The organism is Halorubrum sp. Ea8 (assembly GCF_002252925.1).
In the GTDB taxonomy this organism is placed as follows: domain Archaea; phylum Halobacteriota; class Halobacteria; order Halobacteriales; family Haloferacaceae; genus Halorubrum.
In genome coordinates this window covers 1-26,454 of the sequence record NZ_NHPF01000043.1, presented here as the reverse complement: position 1 = coordinate 26,454, position 26,454 = coordinate 1, and the positions used below count along the sequence as shown (strand labels likewise).

Below are 26,454 nucleotides of genomic sequence, written 5' to 3'. Positions count from 1 at the left end.
GCCGCGACGACCCGCCAGTCGAACGCCAGGAGGAGCAGCGCGGTCGCCAGCGGCCCGAGGGCGATGCCGAGGTTGCCGCCGATCCCGTGGTAGCCGAGCGCGGTCCCGCGGCGGTCGACCGACTTGGAGATCAGCGACAGCCCCGCGGGGTGGTAGACGCTCGCGGTGACGCCCCACACGGCGATGGCGAGCGCGAGCGCGAGCAGGTTCGGGGCGACGCTCACGAGCAGGAACGAGGCGGCCATCCCGCCGAGACACGCGAGGATGAGCGACTTGGAGCCGAACCGGTCGACGAGGATGCCGCCGGGGAGCGCGCCGACGCCGAACAGCCCGTAGCCGACCGTGGAGACGAGGCCGAGCGTGGCCGCGGTCGTCGAGAACTCCGCGATCCACACCGTCAGCAGGATCGGGATCGAGAGCTCGTAGGTGTGGACAAGCCCGTGCGAGCCGGCGGTGAAGGCGACGATCCGTCGCTCGGCGCGGTCCATCGGCCGCCCGTTCTCCGTCGGCGGGGATAGCTTCGAGGGTAGCCGCCGGGGTTGCCGCGAGCGCCGGAGTTGCCGCGAGCGCCGGGCGACCGGGTCACTCCAGGTCCTCCGGCTGGGTGCCGACCCCCGCCGGCCACCCCGTCGGCCGCGCCGCGCTCGGCTGCGCGTGCGAGCGTTTCAGGACCATCGGCGTGCGCTCCAAGGAGAGCACGAGTTCGTCGTTCTGGTTGTACGCGCGCAGCTCGGTGGTGACGATGCCGACGTGATCGCGCGAGTCGGACTCGCGCTTGTCGAGCACCTCCGACTCCGCGAACAGCGTGTCGCCGTGGAAGACGGGCGCGTGGTGGCGGATCTCGTCGTAGCCGAGGTTCGCCGTGGCGTTGGCGCTCACGTCGATGACGCTCATCCCGACCGCCAGCGCGATGACGAAGGTGCCGTCGACGAGGCGCTCGCCGAACTCCGTCTCGGCGGCGTACGCCTCGTTGAAATGCATCGGGTTGAGATTCATCGAGAGGTTGGTGAACCAGACGTTGTCCGTCTCGGTCACCGTCCGCCCGTACGGGTGCTTGTACACGTCGCCGACCGCGAAGTCCTCGTAGTACCGCCCCTCCCAGCCGGCGACGAGCCGGCGATCGGTGCCGCCGTCGGTCGCGGCGTCGGCGTCCGAACCGCCGCGCTCGCCGCTCGCGTCCGATTCCCCCCGGTCGTGCGCATCGCCGTTGCGAACCATACCGAGCACCGACGGCGACGACCGACAAAAATGGGACGCGTCCGCCGGACTCGTCGACCGCGCGCTACGCGAAGTTGAACGACGTGTACAGCAGCAGCCCGACGGAGACGACGGTGACCAGCACCAGCCAGCCGATCATGATCGCACCCATCTGGCGATGCGAGAGGTTCTTTCCCTCGAGTATCTCTGAGACGCCCATATCCGGACCGATTCGCCGAGAGTATTTAATCGCTTTCAACAAAACGGGACCGACGGCGGCCGGCGCTACTCCACGTCGAGTTCCCGCGCGGCGTCGGCCGAGACGGTGACCCCGGCGTCGGACGCGGTGACGCGCCCGTCGAGCACGGCCGCGAGCAGGTCCCGCAGGTCCGCGACGAAGGAGCCCGGCCGGTCGACCTGAATCCGGGTCGTCGACTTGCCCGCGTAGTTCAGCCCGCGGTGGCGGACGTAGGTCCGCGCGAACGACCGTCGGACCGGGCGCGGCACGTCCCACACGACCGACGGGAGCCGGTCGAGCGACGTCTTCGCGCCGGTCGGCACGCCCGTCGTGACGAGGCATCGACCGAGGACCGTCCCGTCGCGGGTGGGGACGACCTCGGTCGCGCGGCCGGCGGCGTCGGCGTTCCGGCGCGTCGTCTCGACGCCGACGCGCTCGAAGGCGCGGCGGATCTCCGCGGCGTCGACCCGCTCGCCCGGCGTCACCGCGGGGACGTAGCTCTCGGCGGAGACGCTCCCGCCCGCGAGGACGTGCGCGATCAGCGCGACGAGCGCGGACCGGGTCGGGGACCGTGCCTTCGAGCCACCCTCTGACGCGCTCGTTCGGGAGGTCGAGGGCGTTGCCGACGCGCACCCGGCCGGCGCTCGGGTGCTCGGCGGCGTACTCGCGCACGCGGCGGTAGTCGAGGACCTTCTCCCACGGGTCCGGATAGACGCGATCGCTGTACGTTCGGGCGGGGGACCGGGCCGTGGGTTCCATACGGATCGCTTACAGGTCAACGTAGTTGACCGTGTGGAGCTAATTTTCGCCTCTGATATTTATGCCAGTAAGTACATAAGGGGGTACGGTTAATCGAAGAGTAACCAGCAACCGATCGGAACGGAACGGCCGTTTCATCGGTGGACCGCTGGGTTCAAACTATGAAACCAAGCAACCTGTTCAATTCGGACGACCGCGCGGTGAGTCCCGTTATCGGAGTCATCCTCATGGTCGCAATCACCGTGATCCTGGCCGCCGTCATCGGGACGTTCGTGCTCGGTCTGGGTGACTCGCTCGGGGACAGTCAGCCGACGGCGCAGTTGGATGCAGAAATAACTGATATTGGGGCCGACGACACAGCAAACCTCACGATTGAACATGGCGGCGGTGACCGTATCGATGCCGGCGCTATGCGAATTGTTGTGTCCAATAGTAGCGGAACAGAAGTGACTTCCTCTGGGGAGTTCACTGGCGCATTTACTGTTGGAGACATAGAGTCCGGTGAGTTCAACACTACGGCCAGCGGTTCAAGTGGGGATATTAGGATTCGTATTATCCACCAGCCGAGCGACTCGATTCTCCTTGACCAGACAGTTCAGGTAGACGAGTTCGATGGTGTATCTGGTTCAGATATCACATTTAACTAATCTAACCTAACAACTATCGCCATCGGTCTTTTATTCGAGTTCTGTACCGCAACCCGACGACTAACGTGTTACAGAGTTTCTGAACAGTCACAGGGTTGTACTCGTCGCGAGCATCTAGGTGTTCTCTTCACTCTCGGTGAGGTGTGCAAGCACGGCATCGATAAAGACGCTCATCAACGGATCATCGTTGTGACCACTAGCTACGATCTCGCTCGCTTTTTCGAGCTGTCACTCGCGTTCCTCGGTGAGTTCGAGGCTGGTACGACGGCTCATTCAAATCCTCCTCAGGCGCATGGGACGCAATCTCATTGGTCTCGACTGATGGCCCGGCTCCGATGTCATATACGTCGGATTCTCGGATCCGTGTCGGGTGATAACGGCCGAAGTCGATCAACGTTCGGCTCGCGAGGAGACCTCGATCGCCAACCGCAACCCAAACGGGTCGACCGATGAGTTACGACCCGGCGATCGTCGGCTACTACGGGAAGCTTGTCGAGTCGTGGGCGGCCGACCACCACCCGATCGATCTCGACTATCTGGAGGTTAGCAGGCTCAAATTCGACGCGACTGATGAGGAGGACGGTCGGCCGTGGGATGTGAAGGGGTCGATGATGAATGGGGTCCGGCCGACGTTCAAGTTCTGGGAGGATCAGCACTGAACGCTCGGGCGTGAGGGTGGTGGCTACGTCCTCGTGTGGTACCGGGCAGAGGGACGAAAAATCACCATCGTGTCGTCGAGTACGCTCCAAGCTCGGGACTTGGAGATCACAAACTGGACAAACCCCGGAGAGACGCATTACCGCTCACACTCTCGGGAGGCCCAAATTACCGCAGATTTATTACTGCGCTAGATCCAGAAACGGGAATATTAGACTTGGTTGAAATATTGGAAAGTGGCATGCGCAGCCGCTTTCGGCCAGTGCAGTAATGTGCATGAAGTAGATTACATTGTAGGTTCTATTTAGTAACTAATTTGTACTGTCTCCCTATACAGAATTTTAATGGTTACTATTCGTTTTGCGCGACTTGAGTTCACTCCCAAACTTTCGCACTTCAGTAGCGATCAGGCAGCTCTAGAACGCCGTCGTGACACCCTTCACGACGTGATTCGTTATGAGTTTGATGTTAATACATACTTGAAAGGTAGTGAGGAAGAATACCTCATTAATAGGGGAGACTGGAACTTTGCCGGAGTTGATGTCGGCGAAGATTATATTTCTGGGAAGATTGGGAAAAAAAAGATGACGAGCGGAATGTAAGAGACGATGATAAGAAGGATTACGTGGAAAAAGAGGGCCAAGATGCCGATATTGCCTTCTTCGTTATTGATCTAAAGAACTGTGTGATGGCTTACGAATATAGAAGGAATATTGGAAAAAAGGTACCCTATCGGCTGATTCAAGGAATATACAACAATTATCACGGAGGGAAAGAAGAACTAAGAGCTAGTCCGCTAGTTGATCGAAAGGAATTCAGACAAGCTATAAGCGAGATCGAAGAAATTGAGAGAGTTTCGTTCACGAATCTAAGTCCCACAAATCCCGACTTTACTGAATATTCCGCAGCGATGGATAATTTCCTGCGGGAGGGAGGAATTGACCTGATCAATATCAACGCGGCTGGAGATGATATTGATCTATATGGGAATGACGAAATAGCGGGAGCAGTAGGACTTTCCGAAGAAGGCCACGGCACGGCAACGATTGTAGGAACAGACGGAAGAGGTAATGAGCGGGAGGTAAGTACTGAAGACAAGGCTGCTAAGACTGAGACTGAAGAGAGCGAAAGCGATGTTCGCTACCGTGAAAAATTAGTCAATGATATTGAGGAACAGCTTGAGCAGTTGGAGGACTAAACGCTATGCATGATCAGGGCTTTCTGAAGAGATTACAAAAAATAGGATTTGGAACGTTCATCAAGAGTACTGATTTCATTCTTGGCTTGGTAGCCCTCTTTGTGATATCTAGTTTAAAAGATGGATATATTCCGCAGGAAAGTGCTGACGCCCTACTACAAACGATTTCCGGAATTTCAGCATCCCTGTTTGCCATCATATTAGCTGGTCTGACAATAATCACCTCGTTTACCGATAGGCAATTTATCTACGCTTGGAAGAAGGTAGGCAAATTTGATGAAGTAATGACTCTTTTTCAGTATTATCTCTACCTTCCTCTAATAGTCTTGATATTCTCTCTTACGTTGGCTCACGTTAGGTACCATGGGTCTGCGATGATCATTTTGTCCGCTCTGTTTGTATATACGATTCTGGGGATGTTTTCTTTGGTTGGCTTCATCGTGAAATATGGCCTCCAGAGGGCCGAATTCGTTACAGACCAGATCGAGAATGGAAAGGATCAGACCCTCACTATGGACGATTTGGAGGCAATCGCTGCAGAGCACGGTTACGAATTGGTAGACGAAGACAAAACAGAATTATCCACCGAGAAACTGGAGAAAATCAACGAGGTACTTAACGATGAAACTGAGTCAGAATAAGATCAGCCTTACTCTGTGGTTTTCGCGCAAGCCGTAGGCAGGTAACCAATCCCGCGAAAACTGTGGGGTACTTTAGAATCTGTGGCCTAGCCACACCCCTAACTGTCGGCCGACCCCCCGGTGTCAGTTCGACGGCGACGACGAGCTCGTCGAGCCCGGAGCGGCGCTTGTGTTGCGATCGAGATCGCCGCGATCTCGCCAGTCGGGACTGTCGATCGCGGCGAAAACGGTCATAAAAGAGGATCTGCGTAGTGTTGCCACTCACGAGGGGCCGCGCTACCGGAAGGTCTGACCCCTCCCCCACGCGCCCCGCGCCGGCCGGATCTTCGGTCCCGCGTCGTCGCGATAGTGCGTCACCGCTTCCTTGAGCCGCTCCAGATCGCTATCACCGTCGCTCACAACAAAGATACGGACTCGCGGGGGTCCCGTGAGCGTCAGCGAACGGGACCACGCGAGGGAACAAGACGAACGAAGTGAGTCGAGTGGACTCGCGGGGATGTTGAACCAGAGCCAGACGTGCTCGCTCACTCCGTTCGCTGCGCGCGACTGGCAGGATTCAAATCCCCGCTCGTTGCAGAGTTGCGCCGCTCGCGTTATTGCTCGCGGCGCAAAAACATGGACTCGCGGGGATTTGAACCCCGGGCCTCTTCCTTGCGAAGGAAGCGATCTGCCGCTGATCTACGAGCCCGCATCCGGAATCAATCGCCGTTCGTATTTGTACCTTACCTTTCGACGACCCGCACGCGGGTGGTTCGCAGGCGACGACGCCCGTCACAGCTCGCGACGAGCACCGCCGATACCGACGGAATTAGATAGCCGCCTGCCCGAGATATAGACGAAACGGTCCCCCGTTCGCTCCCGATAGCGAACCTAAACCTGTTTAACGTTTTTGGGACGCATCCCATATTCGTTACCCTTTTGCCTGCGGGCCACCGAGATCCGACTATGGCAGAAGCGACGTCGACGACGGACCCCGACCCGGCCGCGATCGCGGCCCTGAAACACGTCGGGCTCGTCGGCGGCCTGACCGAGACGAAGGTGTCGTGCGCGGCGCTGGGCGACCGCCTCGACGCCTCGACGCAGACGGCCTCCCGGCGGCTGCAGACCCTCGAGTCCGCGGGGTACATCGAGCGCGACGTGGTCGGCGACGGCCAGTGGGTGCGCGTCACCGACGCGGGCGAGGCGGCCCTCCGCGCCGAGTACGCCGACTACCGCCGCCTGTTCGAGACCGACGTCGAGCTCGTCCTCCGCGGCGCCGTCACCGGCGGGATGGGCGAGGGGCGCCACTACATCACCCTGCCCGGCTACGCCGAGCAGTTCCGCGAGCGCCTCGGCTACGAGCCGTTCCCGGGCACGCTCAACGTCGACCTGACCGAGGAGAGCGTCCGGCGCCGCGGCGAGATGGCCGGCATCGACGCGGTCCCCATCGACGCGTGGGAGGACGAGGACCGCACCTACGGCGCGGCCTCGTGTTACGGCGTCACCCTCGTCGCCGGCGACGAGCGCTACGAGGAGGTCCACGCGATCGTCCCCGACCGGACCCACCACGACGACGACCAACTGGAGCTGATCGCCCCGGAGCGGCTCCGCGACGCGCTCGACCTGGACGACGGCGACGAGATCGAGGTCCGGGTGGCCGCGACGAGCCGGGCGGACGACCCCGGCGAGAGCGACGACGACGAATCCGACGCCCCCGAGACGGAGGTGGCCTGATGCGCGCCGACGTCGACGCCGACGGCGACGCGGAGGTCGCCCCCGAAGCCGAGGCCGGAGTGACCGCCGACGGGGAGCCGACCGACGCGGCCGAGTCGGTCGAGCGCGCGCTCGACGCCTTCCGCGCCGGCGACCCCGTCTGCGTCCACGACTTCGCCGACCGGGAGGGCGAGACGGACATCGTCTACCCGGCCGGCGCCGTCGACGAGGCCGCCGTCGCGCACATGCGCAACGACGCCGGCGGGCTGATCTGCGTCGCGGTGGCGGACCCCGTCGCGGACGCGTTCGGGCTCCCGTTCCTCGCCGACGCGCTCGATCACCCCGCGGTCGACGACGACCCCGACTACGACGACCGATCCTCCTTCTCGCTCCCGGTGAACCACCGCGAGACGTTCACCGGGATCACGGACGAGGACCGCGCGCGGACCATCGTCGAGCTCGCGGGCGCGGCCGCCGCCGTCGACGCCGACCCCGCGGGATACGCCCCGGAGGACTTCGCGGCGGAGTTCCGCGCGCCCGGCCACGTCCACGTGCTCCGCGGCGACCGCGACGGGCTCGGCGGCCGGACCGGCCACACGGAGCTCGGGCTCGCGATGGCCGAGGCGGTCGGTTCCGCGCCCGCCGCCGTGGTCTGCGAGATGCTCGACGACGAGACCGGCACCGCGCTGGCGCCCGCGGACGCCGAGGCGTACGCCCGCCGCCGCGGGATCCCGTACGTCGAGGGCGCGGCCCTCGTCGAGGCGTTTAAATAACCGAACGCGGTGCCGTCGGCGCGCGCCTTCGAGTGGTCGCCGAAGGCGGCCACGAGGAGCGCGTGCGAGGGAGGCGGCGGTCCGGCGCGGGCGGAGCCGCGCCGGGCCGTCCGCCGAGGCTGGGGAGGCGTGAGGTAAGGTGCGGTGCGGTTGCGGTCGGGTGGACGCAAAGGGGCAGCCGGGAGGCGGGCGCAGGCGACGGAAGCACCGCAGGGAGCGAGTGAAACGAGCGACTGAGGAGCGCAGCGAGCGTGCGCCCGCCTCCCGGCTGGGGCTTTGGAGTGATTCACCGCCGACCCGGTATCAACCGTTTATACCCGACCGGCTGGGGCTTTGGAGTGATTCGCCGACGATCCGTCAGCGACTGCGGATAACCGAGCAGCGAGGACTCCGGCGGTAGTTCGGCCGTCGTCGTCGCGTCCTCCGCATGTCGCAGATTTAAGACCGACGGCCGCAACCACAGATTATGGGATTCGACGAGATGGACGTCGACACGATCTGGAAGAACGGGGAGTTCCTCGACTGGGAGGACGCGACGACCCACGTTCTGACCCACGCGCTCCACTACGGGAGCGGCGTGTTCGAGGGCGTCCGCTGTTACGACACCGAGCGCGGACCGGCGGTGTTCCGGTGGGAGGAGCACCTCGACCGGCTGTTCGACTCCGCGAAGATGTACGACATGGAGATCGAACACTCCCGCGAGGAGATCACCGACGCGACCCTCGAACTCCTCGACCGGCAGGACCTCGACTCCGCGTACATCCGCCCGATCGCCTACTACGGCTACGACTCCCTCGGCGTCTCGCCGAAGGACTGCCCGACCGACCTCGTGCTCGCGGCCTGGCCGTGGGGCGCGTACCTCGGCGAGGAGGCCCTCGAGGAGGGCGTCGACGTGATGGTCTCCTCGTGGCGGAAGCACGCCTCCTCGCAGGTGCCGACGAACGTGAAGACCACCGGCCTCTACGTCAACTCCATGCTCGCGGGCGAGGAGGCCCGCCGGAACGGCTACGTCGAGGCCATCGTCCTGAACAAGGAGGGGAACGTCGCCGAGGGCCCGGGCGAGAACGTGTTCATGGTGAACGACGGCGAGATCTACACCACCGGGCCGGCGCAGTCCATCCTCGAGGGGATCACCCGCGACACCGTCATCGAACTGGCGGAGGAACGCGGCTACGAGGTCCACGACGAGGCCGTCATCTCCCGCGGCCAGCTGTACACCGCCGACGAGCTGTTCTTCACCGGCTCCGCCGCCGAGGTCACCCCGATCCGCTCCGTCGACGACACCGAGATCGGCGCGGGCACCCGCGGCCCGGTCACCGAGGAGCTGCAGCAGGCGTTCTTCGACCTCGTCGAGCGGCGGACCGACGACCACGACGACTGGTTCACGTACCTGTAGGCGACGCGGTCTCGGACGCTCCGCGGTGCGTCGGGTTGCCTCGCGCCGCGCGCCGTGTACCCTTCTCTCACGCGACTTCCGGCGCGCTCAGTCGTTGCCGCCGTCCGTCGAGGGGCGCTCCGACTCTCCGGGTGTGCCGTCGGTGCGGACGCCGCCGACGCCGCCCGGGCGACCGGGGCCGTCGTCGGGAGGCGCCTCCTCATGAACGGGGACTTGATGCGCGGACTCGGCGAAGCCGGCCGAGAGGACGCGGGTCATCCCCTCCTCGACGGTCTCGCCGGTCTCCTCGATGCGCTCGGGCTCGACCTCGATGACGAAGCCGGTGGTGATGTTCGGCGCCGTCGGCATGAACAAGACGATCTTCCCGTCGCGAGTCTTCTTGCCGGTCCGGAACGCCGTCATGCGGATCCCCGGCCACGTCTCGATGTACACCGGGCTCTGGAGCTCGTCCGTCCCGGAGACGGCCGTCTCGATCGCGAGCTTGGAGGCGTTGTAGACGACGCGTAGCGCCGGGATCCGGTTGATGGCGCCGTCGACGGCGGACTCCGCGATCCGTCCGAACGTCGTCCGCATGAAGTAGCCGACCGCGAGGACGACGGTCGCGAACACCGCGAGCGCGATGATCACACGGGAGATCGGCTCCAGCGGGCCGGGGATGATCGCGGGCTGGAGTCCCTCGATGAGTGGGATCGAGGCGATGTAGCGGTAGATCCACTGAATGACGAGGAGGAGGACTAGGAGGGGCGCCAACACGATGAGCCCGCTGGCGAAGTCGCGTTTCCACGTGGACATCTATCGCGTTGGTATGCGGCGTCGACCCTTAAGAGGGCTTCTACCGGACCGCTCGGCGAGCGGGGGGTCGACGAGCACGTCGGCCGCGAATGCGCCGGACGACGGACTCACCGACCCGCGACGGCGCGCAGCGCGAACGTCAGGTTCTCCCGGCGCTCGCGGACGCGCCGGTAGAAGTAGGAGAGCCACTTGTCGCCGTACGGCGCGTACTGGACCACGTCGACGCCCTGCGCGGCGAGGTCGCGCTGGGCGTCCTCCCGGACCCCCATCAGCATCTGCACCTCGTAGTCGGTGCCGTGGTCGCGTGCGAGCCGGTCGGCCAGCGAGATCATCGCGGGGTCGTGGCTGCCGACGGCGACGCCCCGGTCCCGGCGCTCGAAGAGGAAGCGGAGGTCCTCGCGGTACGCCTCGTCGACCCGCGACTTCTCCGTGTACGCGACCGACGCCGGCTCGTCGTACGCCCCCTTCACGAGCCGGATCTCGCCCGGGACGTCGACGAGGCGGTCGAGGTCCTCCCGGGTGCGCCTGAGGTTGGACTGGACGCACTGGCCGACGCTCCACGGGTAGTCGGCAGCGATCGATTCGAAGGCGTCGAGGGTGGCGTCGGTGGTGTCGGCGTCCTCCATGTCGCACCAGACGAAGGCGTCGAGCTCGTGGGCGCGAGCGACGATCTCGCGGTAGTGCTCCTCGAACAGATCGGCGGAGACCTCGAGCCCGATCTGGGAGGGCTTCACCGAGACGCGGGCGTCGAGGCCGCTGTCGGCGATGTCGTCGATCAGTCCGAGGTAGGCGTCGACGTCGGCGCGGGCGTCGGCGGGGTCGTCGTAGTGCTCGCCGAGCAGGTTGACGACGACGGCGACGCCGTCCTCGTTACACGCCCGGACGTGGTCGAGGACTTCCGGGACGCTCTCGCCGGCGACGAAGCGGCGCGCGATCGGAGGGATCATACCGGCTATGAGGGCGGCGACGACTTCACTGTTGTCGAAACGGGCGGTCTCGGTGACCGTCGACCGGTGTCGTGGCCGCGCGACCGCACACGAGTTCGCCCGCGTAACCGCTCGAGAGATCGCCCGCGAGGACCGCCGGGCGAGACGGATCGTGGTTTATAAATCGACGACAGGAGTGGACCGAGTATGATCGGTTCGCTCGTCGCGACGGCGTTCTGGGCGATGGTGCCCGCGTACGTGCCCAACAACGCCGCGGTGCTCGCCGGCGGCGGCCGTCCCATCGACGGCGGTCGGGAGTGGCGCGGGGCGCGCCTGCTCGGCGACGGGAAGACGTGGCGCGGCACGGCGGTCGGCACCCTCGTGGGGGTCGTCCTCGCGCTGGCGCTCAACGCGCTCAACGACCCCGCGAGCGCCGCCCTCGGGGTCGAGCTCCCGACGTTCGCGCTCCCCGCGGCGGTCGCGCTCGCGTTCGGCGCGATGTGCGGCGACATCGGCGCCTCCTTTCTCAAGCGACGGTCGGGGCGCGAACGCGGCGCGGCGTTCCCCGGGCTGGACCAGCTCGACTTCGTCGCCGGGGCGCTGCTGGCCGTCTTCGTCGTCGACACCGACTGGGCGCTGGCGACGTTCACGCCCGGGGTCCTGGCGGCCGTCCTCGTGATGACGCCCGTCCTCCACGTGGTCACGAACGTCGGCGCCTACCTCCTCGGGCTGAAGAACGAGCCCTGGTAGGCGGGGCGGCCGGACCGTCGGGACCGCCCGACTGCGAACGACCGCACCCTCGCCCCCGACTGCGAACGACCGCACCCGTCACCGGCGCGCGCCGTTCGGAGAGCGAGAGGTGAGAATGCGAGAGGTGAGAATGCGAGAGGTGAGAATGCGAGAGGTGAGAATAGTTCACACGAGCCGCGGCGCGACGCGCTGATGTAGGGACACGAACACCTTCGGACGAGATAACCGATCGTTCGTGGTCGATATGACGGTTCAGTGAGAACCACGAGAAAATATATATACTCGCGTGCCATTGACTAGCATGCATGTCTAGTAGTGCACCCAGTTCGGACGACGACGTGCTCGACGAGTTCCTGTCCGATCGCGGCCACGAGACCGAGATCGTACGCTGGGAGCGATCCTATAACAAGCTTCAGTGTCCGGAGTGTGGTGCGCTCCACCCCGAGGGAACGGCGCGGTGTGACGTCTGCGACTGGCGCCCGACCTGACGCCGACGACGGCGCACGGGCGGTGAGCGGTTTTCTTTCGGTTGCACTCGGCGGCAGTATTATGTGTCATCAATCGATAGTGACGACCATGCCGACCTGCCAGAACTGCGGTTCGTTCGTCACGACCGATTACGTTCGGGTGTTCACCCCGAACGAGGTCGACCGTCCCCGCGTCTGCCCGGCCTGCGAGGACCTCGTCCGCGACGGCGCCGACGTCCGGGAAGCGCGCGCGACGCGAAGCAACTGACCTATCAGTCGACGGGATCGTAGCGTTTCGACGGGAGCGACGCCGAGCCACGGCGTGTGAACTACCCCACCCTACTCGCTCACGGCTAACGCCGGTCGCTGCTTGAGGGTTGGGCTTCCTGTTTCCACGACGCGCTTTGCAGATACGGGTGTATCCACAGGGAGCGCAGTCTCAACAGGCGTTACTTCGGAGTGTCCCACTCCTAAATCTTCGAGACCACGAGAAAGGATGTTCCACGCCGCATTCGCGTCCCTATCCGCCTCGAACCCACACGCGGGACACGATTGTTCACGAACCCACAGCGGTTTGTCTGTCTTGACACCGCAGGACGCGCATATTTTTGTTGTGTTTTTCGGGTCAACCGCAACGAAATGCGTTCCCTCGCGCTCGCACTTGTACTCGAGCATCCGTAGGAATGTCTCCCACGCAGCTCCCGCTCGATTGCGAGAGTTGCCGGGAAGTTCAAGCAGTCCCTTTCCGTCCAAGTCCTCGACCGCCACCAAATCGTACTCGGTGGCGTAGTAGTTCGACAACTTGTGGAGGAAGTCTCGTCGCTTCCGCTTCAGGTCAGCGTGGCGTTCGGCTACGACCTTTCGCTGTTTCTCCCAGTTGTTCGAGCCGTATTCCTTTCGGGAGAGGTCGCGTTGGGCGCGTTCGAGTCGGTTGCGCTCCTCGCTGAAGTCAGGACTCTCGATGGCGTACCCATCGGTGTCGTGGGCGTACTTGATAATCCCCACATCGATACCGACGACCTTCGCGGGCGTCTCCGGTTTGTTGGGGGAGTCTTCGTCCACGTCGATACCGAACGTAGCGTACCACTCCCCCGTTGGCTCCCGTTTGATGGTCGCGTTCTCAGGGATGTCTCGATGGAGGCGAATTGGAATCTCGCCGATTTTGCTCAACCACAGCACGGACCGACCACTCGTATTCTTGAGTTCGAAGCCGGACTGGTTGTAGGTAAGCGACCGATACTCCCGGGGAGGTTTCCACTTGAGCATCCCCACAGCGCGTCCGTTCTCTTTCTGTGTTTTGAGCGTGGAGAGGTTGTCGTAGACACGCTTGACGACCATCTGCAACACTTTCGAGTGAACGTCTTCGAGGTCGTCCCACCACGATTTGAGATCGGGGAGTCGTCTCTGCACCTCGTAGCGTGCAGGAATGTCGTCTGCGTCGTTGAGCAGGTAGAGGACATGGTTGTACAGTTGCCTACAGGTATCGACATGGTAGCAGAGTTCCTGGTGGAGGGCTTCTGACGGGTCGAGTCGATACTTGTAGTTGTACTGCATGGCCTACTGGTCTGAGTCGGGGTCAGAGACGCGGACGACCTTCACGTCGGCCCCACGCCAGCGTTTGGGAACGATGACGTGGGCACTATTACCAGACGGTTTTGCAGTGCCGTCAAGCACTTCCTCGCCTTCGATTTCAAATCTATCCATCACCAATGTATATACATTATATATACATAAAGATGACGGGCGGCTGTGGATCGATCGTTGTAGAGTATTTAGAAACAACGACGGCGCTGTATCCTTCCACTGCGCTACTCAGGCTTCTCCCTGCGTTCTCTTTGAGGAAGAGGACTTAGCGCTTGAAAAAGCGTTAAGGAGAACCGGGATCAGGGATACACAATGACCGAGCCCACGGTGACGCGACTGTTCGGCGGTCCGGGCAGCGGGAAGACCACGGCGCTACTGGATCGCGTCGAGGGGATCCTCGAGGACGGCGACGCCGACGTCCGCGACGTGCTCGTCGTCTCGTACACGCGCGCGGCCGCCGCCGAGATCCGCGAGCGCCTCGCGGAGCGGCTCGACGTCTCCCCGCGCAGCCTCCAGGGGAACGTCAGCACCATGCACGCGAAGGCGTACGAGCTGTTGGACCTCTCCCGCGGCGACGTCGTCGGCGAGGACGACAAGGAGGCGTTCTGTGAGGAGTACGGCATCGAGTTCGAGGACCAGCACGGCGGCGCCGGCCGCCGGACCGCCCGGTCGACGACGATCGGGAACAAGATCATCGCCACCTCGCAGTGGCTCCAGCGCACCGAGCGCGACGTCGCCGACTGGTACGACGTGCCATTCCAGTGGAACGTCGAGGAGGTCCGGCTCCCGCCCGAGGAGGACCCCAACGCCCAGCAGGGGAACAAGTACACGCCGACGTGGCCCTCCGACGACGACCGGATCGACATCCCCGAGACGATCCGCGCGTGGCGGACCTACAAGGGCGACAACGACCTCGTCGGCTTCGCGGACATGCTCGAACGGGTCGCGCAGCGGTCGCTCGTCCCCAGCGTCGACTACCTGATCATCGACGAGTTCCAGGACATCACGACGCTGCAGTACAACGTCTTTCAGGAGTGGCGGCCGCACATGAAGAAGGTGCTCATCGCCGGCGACGACGACCAGGTCGTCTACGCGTGGCAGGGCGCCGACCCCGACCTCCTCCTCGACACCGACGTCGACGAGGACGTCGTCCTCCCGAACTCCTACCGGCTCCCCTCCGAGATCCTCAACGTCGTCAACGCGGAGATCCGCCACATCGACAAGCGCCAGGAGAAGGACCTCCACCCGCGCAAGGAGGGCGGCACCGTCGAGGCGATCCAGTCGCCGTCGATGATCGAGCTCGTCCGGAACGTCCGGTACACGGTCGAGGACGACGAGGGCGACGTGATGTGCCTGTTCCGCGCCCGGTACCAGATGTTCGACTTCATCGACGAGTTCATCGACCACGGGATCCCGTTCACGATGCTCACCGACGGGCGGATGTGGACCGACCGCGTGCAGGACTACGTCAGCGCCATCGAGAAGTCCGAGGCGGGCGATCCCGTCAACGGGCTGGAGGCCCGGCGGCTCGCCGACATGCTCCAGGACTCCGCGTTCGGGACCCACGACCGCGACGAGTTCTACGACTTCCTCGACGACCGCGAGGAGGCCGCCGACGCCGACGACGTCTCGCTGATCGAGGTGACAGCCGACGAGCTCGACGAGCACATCCCGTTCATGCCGGACACCGCGAACGCCGACGACATGGTCCGGAAGGTGACGAGCTTCCAGCGGAAGTCGATGGGCGCGTACTTCGACGGCGACTACGGGGGAATGGACCCGACCCGCGTCCGCGTCGGCACCATCCACTCCGCGAAGGGCCGCGAGGCCGACCACGTGTTCGTCGCGACCGACCTCACCGAGAAGGTCGTCGAGCAGATGGCGGCCTCCATCGACGACCCGACCGACGTCGAGGGCGTCGACGAGTTCACGAAGGCGACGAGCCCCGTCCCCGTCCTCACCGACAACGAACGTCGGGTGTTCTACGTCGGGATGTCCCGCGCCCGCGAACGGCTCGTCATCATGGAGAGCCTGATAAGCGGGGCGCCGACGCTTCCGATCAGCGTCCTCCTGTTCAACGAGCTCCGCGACGAGACCCCCGAAGAGCTCATCGAGGAGGTCCAGGCCGAGCTGGCGGTCCCCGAACCGGAGCCGTGAGCGACGGGGGAGACGAGGGCGACGACGCGGAAAGCGACGACGCGTCCGCCGGAACCACTCACGCGCTCCGACCCCTCCGCACCGATCTCGCTCCGGTCGTCGAGGCGGTCGAGGCCACCGGTGCCGACGCGTTCGTCGCGGTCGGCGACCGCTTCGACGACGACCTCCGGTACCTCACCCGATTTTCGGGACCGGATCGGCCGTACGCGCTGGTCGTGGTCCCGGACGGCGCGAGCGGCGACGACCGGGAAAACGGGGCCGACGTCGGCCGCGCCGTCTGCTGTGCCCCCGCCCTGTTCGACGAGCAGGCCCGGCGCGAGTTCGTCGCCGGCGCGAGGGCTCGGGGCGACGGCGAGGACGACGATCCCGGCGACGGCGAGGACCCCGGCGACGAGACCAATGCCCACGACGGCGTCGCCCGCGAGGTGCGGACCGAGAACGTCGGCGACCACGCCGGGGAGCGCGCGGCCGCGGCGGTCGCCGAGTTGGTCGACGGATCGGACACCGACCACACCCTCCTCGTCCCGTCGTCTGTCCCTCACGACGCCGCCGTCTACCTCGAACGCGCCGGCAACGAGCTTTCGTCGGCCGACGCGGTGACGGCGGCGCGGGCGCGGAAGACCGACGCCGAGCTGGACCGCCTCCGCCGCGCCCAGCGCGCGACGGCCGCGGGGATGGCGCGTGCCGAGACCGTGCTGGCGGACGGCGAGGCCGGCGAGGACGAGGCGGGGAGACCGGTCCTCCGCTGGGAGGGCGCCCCCCTGACGACCGAGCGGCTCCGCCGAGAGGTGAACGCGGCCCTCGCCGCGCGGGGCGTCCGGGACGCGGGCAACACCGTGATCGGCGCCGGCCCGTCGGCCGCGGACCTCCACTACGTCGGCGACGAGCCCGTCCGACCGGGCGAGACTGTCCTCCTCGATATCTCGCCGCGGGGGCCCGACGGCTACTACGGCGACATGACCCGGACGTTCGTCGTCGACGGGGACGGCGGCTGGGAGCGCCGCGCGTACGTCGCGGTCGAGTCGGCGCGCGAGACCGCGCTCGCGGAGGTCGAGCCGGGCGTCCCGGCGAAGACCGTCCACGGCGAGGCGGCCGCCGAGCTGGCCGCCTACGGCTTCGACCCGAACGCCGGCGAGGGGGAGACGGGGTTCACGCACGGCACGGGCCACGGCGTTGGCGTGAGCCTCCACGAGTCGCCGTCGCTGACCGGCGCCGGCGAGCTGCGGCCGGGCCACGTCGTGACGGTCGAGCCCGGCGTCTACGGGCCGGACGTCGGCGGCGTCAGGCTGGAGGACCTCGTCGTCGTCACCGACGACGGGTACGAGATCCTGGCGGAGTACCCGTTCGGGATCGTGCCGGAGAAGCGCGGGTGAGCGGCGGATAGCTACGACCGCTGTTTGAGCTACCGGCGCCACTTTTCGGCCGCCGGTCGAACGCCGAGACGCATGCGATCCGATCCCTCCATCAGAACCGGCGAGACTGCCGGCTCCGAGTCGGTGCGGCGTATCGCGAGGAAGAGACTCCCGACCGCGGTGACGCTTCTGGTCGCCGCGTTCGCGCTCGTCGGCGTCGTCGTCGCCGGGACCGGAGCCGTCGCCGCCGACGGAACCGCCGACCTCGACGCGGACGTCGTCACCGTGGGCGAGGACGGAACCGCCGAGATTCCCGTCGAAACCGACGGCGTCGACGCGTTCGAGGTCGTTGTCGGCGGCGAAGAGGAGGCCGGGTACGAGCTCCGCGCCACCGTGACGCCGGACGGCGACGGCGTCACGACCCTCGTCTTCGACCACGCCCGAACCGGCGGGGGCGGCGCCACGCTGACGGCCGACGGCGGCGCCGAAGTCGAGACCGACTACGAGACCTCCCTCAGCGAGGAGATCGCTCCCGGTAGCTACGACGCGGAGGTGCTCGTCGGCGGCGACACCGTCGACGTCGGTACCCTCGTCGTCGAAGACGCAACGGGCGGGGAGGGCGAAAACGACGGAAGCGACGGAGACGACGCAGACGGGAGCGACGGAGACGACGCAGACGGGAGCGACGGAGACGACGCAGACGGGAGCGACGGAGACGACGCAGACGGGAGCGACGGAGACGACGCAGACGGAAGCGATGGCGGATCGGCCGAGCCTGCCACGGTCACCGAGGCGGACGTCGAAGCGGCCGACATCGTCGTCGCTCCGGCGGAGAGCGAGGTGAGCGTGCCGGTGGCGGTCGACGACGGCGAGACCGTGAACCTCCGGATCCGCTCGGCCGGAGACGCGAGCCCGGCCTTCCTCATGACGGAGGAGGCGTCCGTCGAGAACGGCACGGCGAGCGCGACGTTCGACCTGAGCCGGACGAGCCACGGCGACCGCGCGACGCTGACCGTCCGCGGGAACGAGGCGGTCAACGAGTCGGACTCCCGCGAGGTGCTCATCGTCGACGAGGAGGTCGGCGTCGAGGGGAGCGGCGGCCTCGACCTCGAGACGCCCGGGTTCGGAGTCGTCGCCGGCGGGCTCGCGGTTCTCGCCGTCACGCTCGCGGCCCGGCGGCGGGAGTGAAAGCCGGACCGAGCTACTTCTCGATCGAATCGCCCTCGGAGCCGGCGGCGTCGTCTTCCCCCCGGAGCTGTCGAGGGAGCAGTCCCGAGACCAGCCCGCGGAGGATCCGGGCCGGGTCGAGGAAGTACTGCGGGAGCACGACCATCGCGACGGCGACGACGAGCAGTCCGGCGCCGAGCGCGATCTCGCCGGCGGCCAGCCGGATGACGGCGTAGTTCGCGAGCGGCAGCGCGAAGACGAGCGACGCCGCCAGCCCGATCATATCCATCAGCCCGAGGTTCATTGACCCCCGATTCGCGCCCGGCGTTCAAAAGCGACGCGGCGGCGGTCGCTCGGGCGCCGCCGACGGCGGCACGGCGCCCGATCGCGTCGAACCGCCGGCCGTCCCGGAGCGCGAGCCGCCCCGAACACCGAACCGATATGTGTCGCGCGCGCCCAGATCGGGTATGTTCACCGGCATCGTCGAGGACACCGGCACGGTCCGCGACCGGACCGAGACCGCGGACGGGCTCCGACTTCGGATCGGCGTCGACGGGTTCGACGACCTCCACCACGGCCAGTCGATAAGCGTCAGCGGCGTCTGTCTCACGGTCGAGGAGTACGCGGTCCGCGACGAGGGGTCGGACGCCGGCGGCGACTGGTTCGAGGTGTTTCTCGCGAGCGAGACGGTCGCGAAGACGTACCTCGGCGACGTCGGCGAGGGCGACGCGGTCAACGTCGAACGCGCGATGCCCGCCGACGGCCGGTTCGACGGCCACGTCGTGCAGGGCCACGTCGACACCGTCGCCGAGGTGACGGGGATCGAGCGCGTCGGCGAGGACTGGCGGTTCGCGTTCGCGATCCCCGAGGGCCACGCGGACTACCTCGTCGACAAGGGGTCGGTGACGCTCGACGGCATCTCGCTGACGGTCGCCGAGAAGCGCGACGGCGAGTTCGACGTCGCGATCATCCCGACGACCTACGAGCTCACGACGCTCTCGGAGAAGTCGGTCGGCGACCCGGTCCACCTGGAGGTCGACGTGATCGCGAAGTACGTCGAGAACATGGTCGACGGGTACGCGGGGTAGCCGGCGTCCGGGGCGAGACGATACCGGTCGCTTCAGGCGTCCTTCGCGCCCTTCACCGTCTCGCGGACGGCGTCGACGCCCTCGTCGTGGAGCAGGTCGCCGACGACGATCACGTCGCTGTGGGCGGCCATCTCGTTCGCGGACTCGTAGTCGCCGATCCCGCCGCCGTAAAAGAGCGTGGCGTCGTCGAGCGCGTCGTGCGCGGCCGAGACCTTCTCCGTGTCGCCGAAGGTGCCCGAGTACTCGACGTAGACGATCTCCTGGCCGAACATCCGCTCGGCGACCTTCGCGTACGCCCCCACGTCGTCGGCCGCGAGGTCGCAGTTCGCGTTCGTCAGCTCGGCGACCGCGGCGTCCGGGTTGAGGACGATGTACGCCTCGGTGTGCGTCCGGTCCCAGTCGAGCTCGTCGATCCGGACCCACTCCTTGTGGGCGCCGGTGATCCAGAAGGGCCCGCCGGCGTTGAACACGGTCGGGATCAGGTAGCCGTCGAGCGCCGGCGAATCGACGACGACGCCCGGGTTCGACGGCTCCTGATACAGCGGGACGTCGTACTCGGCCGCGGCGTCGACGACGCGCGTCATCTTCTCCGCGGTGATGTCGAGGGTCCCGCCGATCTCGATCGCGTCGGTGCCGGTGCGGCAGACGTCCTCGAAGGTCTCGCCGTCCCGCAGCTCCTTGTCGGGATCGACCTTCAGCACGTGGTCCCAGTCGTCCCACGGGTTACTCATCGGAAACGACTCCACCGGGCGGCACCAAAAAGGTGCGGAACCTGCCCCGCCGCTCCCCGGACGGGCGGCTCCGCTCGTCGTTCCGTCCGGCGCACCGACGCGGCCGACGCGCCGCTCAGAGGAGGTCGTCGAGCTCGTCGTTGTCGAACGCCGCCGCGGGGTCCGGCTCCGCCTCCGGCTCGTCGCGGACCGCCTGTCGGGCGCGCTCGAGGAACGCCTCGACCCGGCGGGAGCGCTCGACGCCGCCGAGCAGCACGAGCGCCGCGATCCGGTCGGAGTCGAGCGGGAAGTCGCCGCCCCGCACCTGCATCGAGCCGGTCTCCTCCTGCAGCCACTTGCGGGCCTTCTCCGCGCCCTTCCGAGAGATGCGGTCGGGGTCGCCGGCGACGGCGACGAGGGCGGCGTCGGCCTCGGTCGCGTTCGGGAGCGACATCCCGGTCATCACCGCGCTCCTGACGGTGCTCATCACGGTCGTGACGTTCTCCTCGGGGTCCTCGGCCGCCGGCGCCGAGGCGAACCCGACCGCCGCCATCCCCCCGGCCCGCAGCGTGTTTATCACCTCGCTGGTGTCGACGACCGACTCGGCGACGCCCTCGACCGACTCGCCGGCGGCCAGGAGGAGGCCGACGCGTCTCGCCATCGACTCGTTGATCGCCGCGAAACCGCCCTCCATCGACTCTCCCGAGGAGCGCCACGCGTCGTTGTCGAGCAGGATCGTCGCGTCCGCCTCCCGGACCAGCGTCTTGAGCGACCGGCCCGCGTTCACTTGGTACATAGCCCCCTCGTCGCGACCGGGGAGGATCCCGACCGCGTACACCGGCACGTCGTACACCCGGCTCAGCTCCCGGACGAGCACCGGCGCGCCGCCGGAGCCGGTGCCGCCGCCGAGCCCGGCGACCACGAACAGCGCCTCGGCCTCCGCGGTCACCTTCGACGCGAGCGCGTCGAGCACCTCGACCGCGTCCTCGTCCATCACCTCGGCGCCGAGCTCGTTGTCGCCGCCGACGCCGTGGCCGTTCACCCGCGACTGCCCGACGAGGACCGTGTCGAGCGGGAGCGGGTCGAGGTCCGTCGCGGCCGTGTTGACCGCGAGCGCGTCGAGCACCGCGCCGTAGCCGGCGTCGGCGTCGAACTGCGCGAGGGCGGTCGTGAGCTTCCCGCCCGCCTGCCCGACGCCGAGGAGGACTGCCTTCATGATCGAACGGTAACCGATCCGGAGTATTACGCTTTCCCCCCGAGATTTAAATGCGAAATCGAGGCCAGTCGCGAGCATGTCGAACGCCACCGACGAGAGAAGTCGGACGTCGGGCCGCGGGGAGAGGCCGACCGCCGAGGGCGACGAGACCGCTGGCGCCGGCGGACCGAGCGACGGAAGCAGCGGAGACCGGCTCGGAGAGCGACTCAGCGCGGTCGAGCGAGCCCTGACCGGGTCCGACGCGGCCGTCGCGGACCTCGGCGACGGCGCCGCCGCGGCCGCGGAGCGCGAGGCGCTGGAGTCGCGCGTCGAGGAGCTCGAGTCGCGCGTCGAGGAGCTGGAGGCCGCCACGCAGGCGATCCGGGGGTACGTCGGATCGATTCGAGCGGTCAACCGCGAGGTCGAGCGGCGGGCCGACCTCGCGCTGGCGAGGGCGAGCCGCGGCGAGGACGCCGGCACGGAGACCCGACTCCAGAGCGGCGGCGCGACCGCCGACGCCGTGCCGAGCGAGGACGCCCTCGACGCCGCCGTCCCGTCGGACGCCGCCGATCGGAACGGCGGGGTGGGACGGGGCGACGCGAGGCGGTCGGACGACGCGGACGGATCGTGGCGGGACGAGGCGCTGGACCGGCTCCGTGAGTCCCTGTAAGCTGGACCGGGGAGCGGGAACCGGGATCGCGGCGCGAGTCGAGACGGAGGCCGGCGAGCCGTGATCCGCGTCGTCCTCACGGTCCTCGTCGCCGTCGCCCTCCTCGCGGCCGCGACCCCGGCGCTGGAAGACGCCCGGGCGACCACGACCGCCGAGCGGATCGACGCCGAGGCGGACCGCGTCGAGCGGGCCGTCGGCGGCCTCGTCGCGGGCTCCGTGAGCGTCGCGGACCCGTCGCTCGCCGCGCGGACGACCGTCACCGTCCGCGTCCCGAGCGGGTTCGGAGCGGCGCCGATCGACCGCGTCGCGATCGTGGAAACGGGGGCCAGCGGAGAGACGGTCGGCGCGGAGGCGAACGTCGCCGAGGAGACGTCACCCGGCCCGGACGTCGCGCTCCGGTATCGGATCGACGGCGGGCCCGAACGAACCGCGCCGATCGGTCCCGGCGGCACGGACGCGACCGTGTCGGTCGACGGCGGCGCGATCGCGCTCCGACCGGGCGGCGAGAGCCGACTGGCCCTCCGGCTCGTCGACGACGGCGGACCGACCGTCCGGGTCACCAGGGTAGGGTGATCGCTTATATACGATGCCGGGAGCACGCCCGCCGTGAACCTCGATCTCCCCTCGCTGTCGCGGATCGGCGGCGGCGAGCCCTCGCTGCGATCGCTGCCGTGGAGCGACGCCGATCGCGACTGCCGGTGCGAGCCGACGTTCAGAGAGCCGGTCGGAACGGGCGTCGGCGACCGCGTCGTGCTGGCGGTCGACGCCGGTGACTGCCCGGGGCGCGGCGACCTCGCCGAGAGCCCTGACTGTCTGGCGACCGTCATCGAGGCGCTCGCGGAGCGCGACGCCGAGGTGATCAGGACCCGTCATCGCGGGCGCGAGCGGGCCTACGCCGGGCGGGCCGCCGCGTGTCTCGTCGCCGCGGGCCGGTTCCGCGAGCGCGTCGGGTTCCACGAGACGCGGCTCGCCGACCGCGTGCTGCGCGATCCGGTCGGCGCCGCTCGGGAGGCCGCCGGACGCGAGGGACCGCCGGCCCGGATCGCCGCGGAGACCGGGCTGTCGGCGATCGTCGAAGGGGCAGACGAGGTCGGAGACGTGCTTCGGGCACACGCCGGGCCCCGAATCGCGGCGGCGCGGATCGCGACCGCGCCGCCGCCGGGGGCCGCGCTCGCCGACCGCTGGGATCTCGACACCGGCGCGACCGTCCGGCTGTACGAGGGGTCGGGACCGCTCCGGACGTACCACCTCACGCCGCCGGTGCGAGAGCTCGACGACGGGGCCGTCGAGCGGCTCGACGACGCCAAGCGACGGCTGCTCGACGATCCGACCGGGGGCGGGCGAGCGCCCGGCCGCGCGGTCCGGACGGCCGCCGAGGACGGCGATCCCGTCTCGACGCTGACCGATGTGCTCCGGCGGCACACGCGCGGGTACGGGGCGTTCGAACACGTGTTCGCCGACGAGCGCGTGAGCGACGCGACGCTCTCGGCGCCCGTGACCGAGAACCCGCTCCGCGTCGTCGTCGACGGCGAGCGCTGCCGGACGAACGTGCGACTCCCGCCCGAGGGGGCCGCCACGCTCGCGTCCCGACTCCGGCGGACCAGCGGGCGGGGGTTCTCTCGGGCGAGCCCCACGCTCGACGCGACCCTGGAGACGGACGCCGGCCGGGTCCGCGTGGCCGCGACGACGGACCCCGCCAGCGACGGGCTCTCGTTCGCGTTCCGCCGCGGTGATCCCGACGCGTGGACGCTCGCACGACTCGTCGACGCAGGGACGCTCACGCCGGCGGCCGCCGGGCTCCTCTCCGTCGCCGTCGAGCGGGGCGTGACGGGGCTCGTGGCCGGCGGGCGGGGTGCGGGAAAGACGACCGCGCTCGGTGCCCTCCTCTGGGATCTTCCCGCGGAGTCGCGGTCGATACTGATAGAGGACACGCCCGAGCTCCCGACGAGCGCCCTAGCGACCGCCGGGCGAGACGCGCAGCGGCTCTGCGTCGGCGACGGGGCGGAGCCGTCGCCGAGCGACGCGGTCCGGACCGCGCTCCGGCTCGGCGGCGGTGCGATCGTCGTGGGGGAGGTCCGCGGCGAGGAGGCGCAGGCCCTCTACGAGGCGATGCGCGTCGGCGCGGCCGGCGAGACGGTGCTCGGGACGATCCACGGGGAGGACCCCGCCGCCGTCCGGGAGCGGGTGGTCTCCGACCTCGGCGTGTCGCCCTCGTCGTTCGCGGCGACCGACCTGATCGTTCTCCTCGACGACCACCGCGTCGACGTGATCGCCGAGGTAGTCGGTCACGAGGACGGCGCCGCGTTCGAATCGCTGTTCGAGCGCACGGACGAGGGACTGACGCCGACCGGGCGGGTCGACCGCGGCGAGAGCCGACTCCTCGATCGTCTCGCGGGACCCGACGAGACGTACGCGTCGATCAGGGCGGCCGTCGGGGGACGGGGCGAGCGGATCCGCGAGGCGGTCGCCACCGGTCGGACGGAGCCGGAGCGGTACGTCGACTCCGTCGGCGCGAGCGGTGAGATCGAATGACCGGAGCGGTCGACGAGGCGACCGACGGCTCGCCGACGGCACCCCCGAGCGAGGGGGTCGACGCGAACGAGTCGGCAGAGCTCCGGCGCGCGGTCGCGTTCCTCGGCTGGGAGGCCTCGGCCGAACGAGTCGTCGAGCTCGGGTATCGGGTCGGGCTCGGGGTCGGCCTCCTCTGTGCCGTCGCGCTCTCGGCGTTCGTCGGCCCGGTTCCGGGTGCGCTCGCTGGGCTCGCCGGAGGGTTGGCGGCGACTCACGCGGTCCATCGAGCACCGGTGGGGCTCGCCGCGCTCCGTCGGACTCGAGCGCTCGGTGCGGCCCCCGGTCTCGTCGGCCGTCTCGTGTTACGGATGCGACTGGACCCGTCGGCGGAACGCGCGGTTCGGTTCGCCGCCCGCACCGGGGACGGACCGCTCGCGGACGGGCTGGCGCGTCACGAGCGCGGGAGCGCGGACGGGCCGACGAGCGGGCTCCGGGCGTTCGCCCGCGAGTGGCGACCGTGGTTCCCCGCGATCGACCGCGCCGCCGCGTTAGTGCGGACGGCCGCGTCAGCGCCGGCAGAGCGGCGGGGACGGTGTCTGGACCGCGCGCTCGACGCGACGATCTCCGGGACGACCGACCGGCTCGCGGCGTTCGTCGGCAAGGTCCGCGGCCCCGTCTCGGCGCTGTACGCCTTCGGCGTGCTCCTCCCGCTGGCCCTGATAGCTCTGCTACCCGCGGCGGCCGCGTCCGGCGTTCCGGTCGGGTCGAGGGTCGTCGCCGGACTCTACCTCGTCGTGCTCCCCGCCGGACTGTTCGCCGCGTCGGCGTGGCTGCTCTCGCGCAGACCGGTCGCGTTCGCGCCGCCGTCGATCGACGGCGACCACCCGGACGTCCCCGAGCGGGCGCAACACGCCGCCGCGGCAGGCGCGGCCGCCGGAGTCGCCGCGGCCGCGATCGCCGCGCGGCTAGTCACCGGGTGGGCCGCACCCGTGGCCGGGGTCGGCGTCGGGGCGGGGACGGCGCTCCTCGTCGGCGTGCGACGCCGGCGGACCGCGCTCGCTGAGATCCGGGCCGTCGAACGGGGGCTCCCGGACGCCATGACGGTCATCGGCGGCGACGTGGCCGAGGGCGTCGCGGTCGAGAGGGCGATCGCGAACGCCGGCGAGCGGCTCGACGGGGCGACCGGCGAGCTGTTCGAGCGCGCCGGGCGCCGAAGCGAGACCCTCCGAGTCGGCGTGCGGGAGGCGTTCCTCGGCCGGGGCGGCCCCGCGGTTCCGGTCCCGTCGCCGCGGGTCCGGGGCGCGGTCGCGCTGCTCGCCGTCGCCGCCAGGGAGGGTCGCCCGGCCGGCGACGTGCTCCTCGAGCTCGCCGACCAGCTCGAGGAGCTCCGGGCGCTCGAAACCGACGCGCGACGTCAGCTCGCGACCGTGACGGGCACGCTGACGAACACCGCGGCGGTGTTCGCGCCGCTCGTCGGCGGCGCGACGGTCGCGCTCGCCACGGGGGTCGACGCCGTCGACGCCGGGGGACTGGGCGCCGGAGCGACCGCCGGCGCGGACGCGCTCGGTGTCGGGGGCGGCGGTACTGGTGCCGGCGGCGGGAGCGCGGCCGAGGCGACCGCGGAATCCGGCGCCGGCTCCGGCACCGGAGCGCTCTCCGTCCCGGTACTCGGCCGGATCGTCGGCGCCTACGTGCTGATCCTCGCGGCGCTGCTCACCGCGCTGGCGACCGGGCTGGAGCGCGGCTTCGACCGGACGCTGGTGGCCTACCGCGTGGGGATCGCGCTGCCGACTGCGACGGCGACGTACCTCGTCGCGTTCGCGGGCGCGGGAGCGCTGCTGTAACGACCGGACCGCAGCCGCGTGTCCCGTCGTGTTAACTTAAGCA

The 26,454-nt window shown here is 68.0% G+C and carries 29 protein-coding genes, 1 tRNA gene and 1 pseudogene; 19 read left to right on the top strand and 12 right to left on the bottom strand.

Translation table 11 applies throughout. From position 1 onward, the window contains the following. From DJ74_RS03650 to DJ74_RS03640, 4 genes and pseudogenes are all read right to left on the bottom strand, one after another. Positions 1-488, bottom strand: a 488-nt coding sequence (locus tag DJ74_RS03650; RefSeq protein ID WP_141212664.1) for an MFS transporter, incomplete at its 3' end; no start/stop codon positions are given. A 94-nt stretch (positions 489-582) separates the two neighbouring features. Then, complete coding sequence (locus DJ74_RS03645; protein ID WP_094526396.1) at positions 583-1,218, bottom strand: MaoC family dehydratase; 636 nt, start codon at positions 1,216-1,218, stop codon at positions 583-585. A 64-nt stretch (positions 1,219-1,282) separates the two neighbouring features. Further along, complete coding sequence (locus tag DJ74_RS19545) at positions 1,283-1,417, bottom strand: hypothetical protein (RefSeq protein WP_254921585.1); 135 nt, start codon at positions 1,415-1,417, stop codon at positions 1,283-1,285. A 65-nt stretch (positions 1,418-1,482) separates the two neighbouring features. Continuing rightward, positions 1,483-2,194: pseudogene (locus DJ74_RS03640) on the bottom strand (hypothetical protein). Positions 2,195-2,355: 161 nt separating this feature from the next. Here DJ74_RS03640 and DJ74_RS03635 point away from each other — a divergent pair. From DJ74_RS03635 to DJ74_RS18570, 5 genes are all read left to right on the top strand, one after another. Beyond that, positions 2,356-2,841, top strand: coding sequence for a type IV pilin (locus DJ74_RS03635; protein WP_094526395.1), 486 nt, complete (start codon positions 2,356-2,358; stop codon positions 2,839-2,841). 449 nt (positions 2,842-3,290) lie between these two features. Beyond that, complete coding sequence (locus DJ74_RS19540; RefSeq protein ID WP_254922131.1) at positions 3,291-3,500, top strand: hypothetical protein; 210 nt, start codon at positions 3,291-3,293, stop codon at positions 3,498-3,500. A gap of 342 nt (positions 3,501-3,842) precedes the next feature. Then, positions 3,843-4,100, top strand: coding sequence for a hypothetical protein (locus DJ74_RS18580; RefSeq protein ID WP_141212663.1), 258 nt, complete (start codon positions 3,843-3,845; stop codon positions 4,098-4,100). A gap of 23 nt (positions 4,101-4,123) precedes the next feature. Further along, on the top strand, positions 4,124-4,696 hold the full coding sequence (locus DJ74_RS18575; protein WP_141212662.1) for a hypothetical protein: 573 nt from the start codon (positions 4,124-4,126) through the stop codon (positions 4,694-4,696). 5 nt (positions 4,697-4,701) lie between these two features. Beyond that, positions 4,702-5,337 (top strand): hypothetical protein, encoded by a 636-nt coding sequence (locus DJ74_RS18570; protein WP_141212661.1) that lies wholly within the window; start codon positions 4,702-4,704, stop codon positions 5,335-5,337. Positions 5,338-5,953: 616 nt separating this feature from the next. Here DJ74_RS18570 and DJ74_RS03610 read toward each other — a convergent pair. Then, a tRNA-Ala gene (locus DJ74_RS03610) sits at positions 5,954-6,025 on the bottom strand. A 257-nt stretch (positions 6,026-6,282) separates the two neighbouring features. Here DJ74_RS03610 and DJ74_RS03605 point away from each other — a divergent pair. From DJ74_RS03605 to DJ74_RS03595, 3 genes are all read left to right on the top strand, one after another. After that, entirely contained in the window at positions 6,283-7,050 is a 768-nt protein-coding gene (locus DJ74_RS03605; RefSeq protein WP_094526392.1) for a DUF120 domain-containing protein, read from the top strand. Continuing rightward, positions 7,050-7,802, top strand: a complete 753-nt coding sequence (ribB, locus tag DJ74_RS03600; protein WP_094521895.1) for a 3,4-dihydroxy-2-butanone-4-phosphate synthase — start codon at positions 7,050-7,052, stop codon at positions 7,800-7,802. The genes DJ74_RS03605 and ribB overlap by 1 nt, the downstream gene beginning before the upstream one ends. Positions 7,803-8,268: 466 nt before the next feature. Beyond that, a complete protein-coding gene (locus tag DJ74_RS03595) occupies positions 8,269-9,198 on the top strand; it encodes a branched-chain amino acid transaminase (protein WP_094526391.1) in 930 nt (309 codons plus the stop codon). An 87-nt stretch (positions 9,199-9,285) separates the two neighbouring features. Here the strand turns inward: DJ74_RS03595 and DJ74_RS03590 are convergent, their stop codons facing one another. Together DJ74_RS03590 and DJ74_RS03585 are read right to left on the bottom strand one after the other, a co-directional pair. After that, a complete protein-coding gene (locus DJ74_RS03590) occupies positions 9,286-9,990 on the bottom strand; it encodes a DUF502 domain-containing protein (protein ID WP_094525255.1) in 705 nt (234 codons plus the stop codon). A 107-nt stretch (positions 9,991-10,097) separates the two neighbouring features. Then, positions 10,098-10,937, bottom strand: coding sequence for a proline dehydrogenase family protein (locus DJ74_RS03585; RefSeq protein ID WP_094525256.1), 840 nt, complete (start codon positions 10,935-10,937; stop codon positions 10,098-10,100). A 186-nt stretch (positions 10,938-11,123) separates the two neighbouring features. Here DJ74_RS03585 and DJ74_RS03580 point away from each other — a divergent pair, with 186 nt between their 5' ends. The 3 genes from DJ74_RS03580 to DJ74_RS19035 all read left to right on the top strand — a co-directional run bounded on the left by DJ74_RS03580 (position 11,124) and on the right by DJ74_RS19035 (position 12,401). Further along, positions 11,124-11,666: a CDP-2,3-bis-(O-geranylgeranyl)-sn-glycerol synthase gene (locus DJ74_RS03580; protein ID WP_094525257.1), complete on the top strand. Its 543-nt coding sequence runs from the start codon at positions 11,124-11,126 to the stop codon at positions 11,664-11,666. A gap of 305 nt (positions 11,667-11,971) precedes the next feature. Continuing rightward, positions 11,972-12,154, top strand: coding sequence for an HVO_0416 family zinc finger protein (locus tag DJ74_RS03575; RefSeq protein ID WP_092565639.1), 183 nt, complete (start codon positions 11,972-11,974; stop codon positions 12,152-12,154). An 88-nt stretch (positions 12,155-12,242) separates the two neighbouring features. Then, positions 12,243-12,401: a hypothetical protein gene (locus tag DJ74_RS19035; protein ID WP_008002314.1), complete on the top strand. Its 159-nt coding sequence runs from the start codon at positions 12,243-12,245 to the stop codon at positions 12,399-12,401. Between the two features lie 71 nt (positions 12,402-12,472). On the opposite strand, the gene DJ74_RS03570 is transcribed toward DJ74_RS19035, so the two are convergent. After that, positions 12,473-13,687, bottom strand: coding sequence for an RNA-guided endonuclease TnpB family protein (locus tag DJ74_RS03570; protein WP_094526390.1), 1,215 nt, complete (start codon positions 13,685-13,687; stop codon positions 12,473-12,475). Between the two features lie 3 nt (positions 13,688-13,690). After that, entirely contained in the window at positions 13,691-13,837 is a 147-nt protein-coding gene (locus DJ74_RS18565) for a DUF2080 family transposase-associated protein (protein ID WP_394338188.1), read from the bottom strand. Between the two features lie 192 nt (positions 13,838-14,029). Here DJ74_RS18565 and DJ74_RS03565 point away from each other — a divergent pair, with 192 nt between their 5' ends. The 3 genes from DJ74_RS03565 to DJ74_RS19030 all read left to right on the top strand — a co-directional run bounded on the left by DJ74_RS03565 (position 14,030) and on the right by DJ74_RS19030 (position 18,414). Further along, the gene (locus DJ74_RS03565) at positions 14,030-15,874 is read left to right on the top strand and encodes a UvrD-helicase domain-containing protein (RefSeq protein WP_094526389.1); all 1,845 of its coding nucleotides are present in this window, start codon (positions 14,030-14,032) and stop codon (positions 15,872-15,874) included. Next, positions 15,871-17,247: a Xaa-Pro peptidase family protein gene (locus tag DJ74_RS03560; RefSeq protein ID WP_094526388.1), complete on the top strand. Its 1,377-nt coding sequence runs from the start codon at positions 15,871-15,873 to the stop codon at positions 17,245-17,247. Before DJ74_RS03565 ends, DJ74_RS03560 begins: the two co-directional genes overlap by 4 nt. A gap of 72 nt (positions 17,248-17,319) precedes the next feature. Continuing rightward, positions 17,320-18,414 (top strand): BGTF surface domain-containing protein, encoded by a 1,095-nt coding sequence (locus DJ74_RS19030; RefSeq protein ID WP_176451304.1) that lies wholly within the window; start codon positions 17,320-17,322, stop codon positions 18,412-18,414. A 13-nt stretch (positions 18,415-18,427) separates the two neighbouring features. Here the strand turns inward: DJ74_RS19030 and DJ74_RS03550 are convergent, their stop codons facing one another. After that, positions 18,428-18,697 carry a hypothetical protein gene (locus DJ74_RS03550; RefSeq protein ID WP_094525262.1) on the bottom strand — a complete coding sequence of 90 codons (270 nt, stop codon included), beginning with the start codon at positions 18,695-18,697 and terminating at the stop codon, positions 18,428-18,430. A gap of 163 nt (positions 18,698-18,860) precedes the next feature. On the opposite strand from DJ74_RS03550, the gene DJ74_RS03545 reads away from it, so the two are divergent. Beyond that, positions 18,861-19,481, top strand: coding sequence for a riboflavin synthase (locus DJ74_RS03545; protein ID WP_094525263.1), 621 nt, complete (start codon positions 18,861-18,863; stop codon positions 19,479-19,481). Between the two features lie 32 nt (positions 19,482-19,513). Here the strand turns inward: DJ74_RS03545 and DJ74_RS03540 are convergent, their stop codons facing one another. Both DJ74_RS03540 and DJ74_RS03535 read right to left on the bottom strand, forming a co-directional pair. Beyond that, on the bottom strand, positions 19,514-20,212 hold the full coding sequence (locus tag DJ74_RS03540; RefSeq protein ID WP_094526387.1) for a phosphoglycerol geranylgeranyltransferase: 699 nt from the start codon (positions 20,210-20,212) through the stop codon (positions 19,514-19,516). Positions 20,213-20,327: 115 nt separating this feature from the next. Further along, positions 20,328-21,407 (bottom strand): tubulin/FtsZ family protein, encoded by a 1,080-nt coding sequence (locus tag DJ74_RS03535; protein WP_094526386.1) that lies wholly within the window; start codon positions 21,405-21,407, stop codon positions 20,328-20,330. 76 nt (positions 21,408-21,483) lie between these two features. Here DJ74_RS03535 and DJ74_RS03530 point away from each other — a divergent pair, with 76 nt between their 5' ends. From DJ74_RS03530 to DJ74_RS03515, 4 genes are read left to right on the top strand one after another with little or no spacing between them, the layout of a single operon-like run. After that, on the top strand, positions 21,484-22,056 hold the full coding sequence (locus DJ74_RS03530) for a hypothetical protein (protein ID WP_094525266.1): 573 nt from the start codon (positions 21,484-21,486) through the stop codon (positions 22,054-22,056). A gap of 60 nt (positions 22,057-22,116) precedes the next feature. Next, a complete protein-coding gene (locus DJ74_RS03525) occupies positions 22,117-22,629 on the top strand; it encodes a hypothetical protein (RefSeq protein WP_094525267.1) in 513 nt (170 codons plus the stop codon). A 33-nt stretch (positions 22,630-22,662) separates the two neighbouring features. Next, positions 22,663-24,588, top strand: a complete 1,926-nt coding sequence (locus DJ74_RS03520) for an ATPase, T2SS/T4P/T4SS family (RefSeq protein ID WP_094526385.1) — start codon at positions 22,663-22,665, stop codon at positions 24,586-24,588. After that, positions 24,585-26,411, top strand: a complete 1,827-nt coding sequence (locus tag DJ74_RS03515) for a type II secretion system protein (protein WP_094526384.1) — start codon at positions 24,585-24,587, stop codon at positions 26,409-26,411. Before DJ74_RS03520 ends, DJ74_RS03515 begins: the two co-directional genes overlap by 4 nt. Positions 26,412-26,454 lie beyond the last annotated feature (43 nt).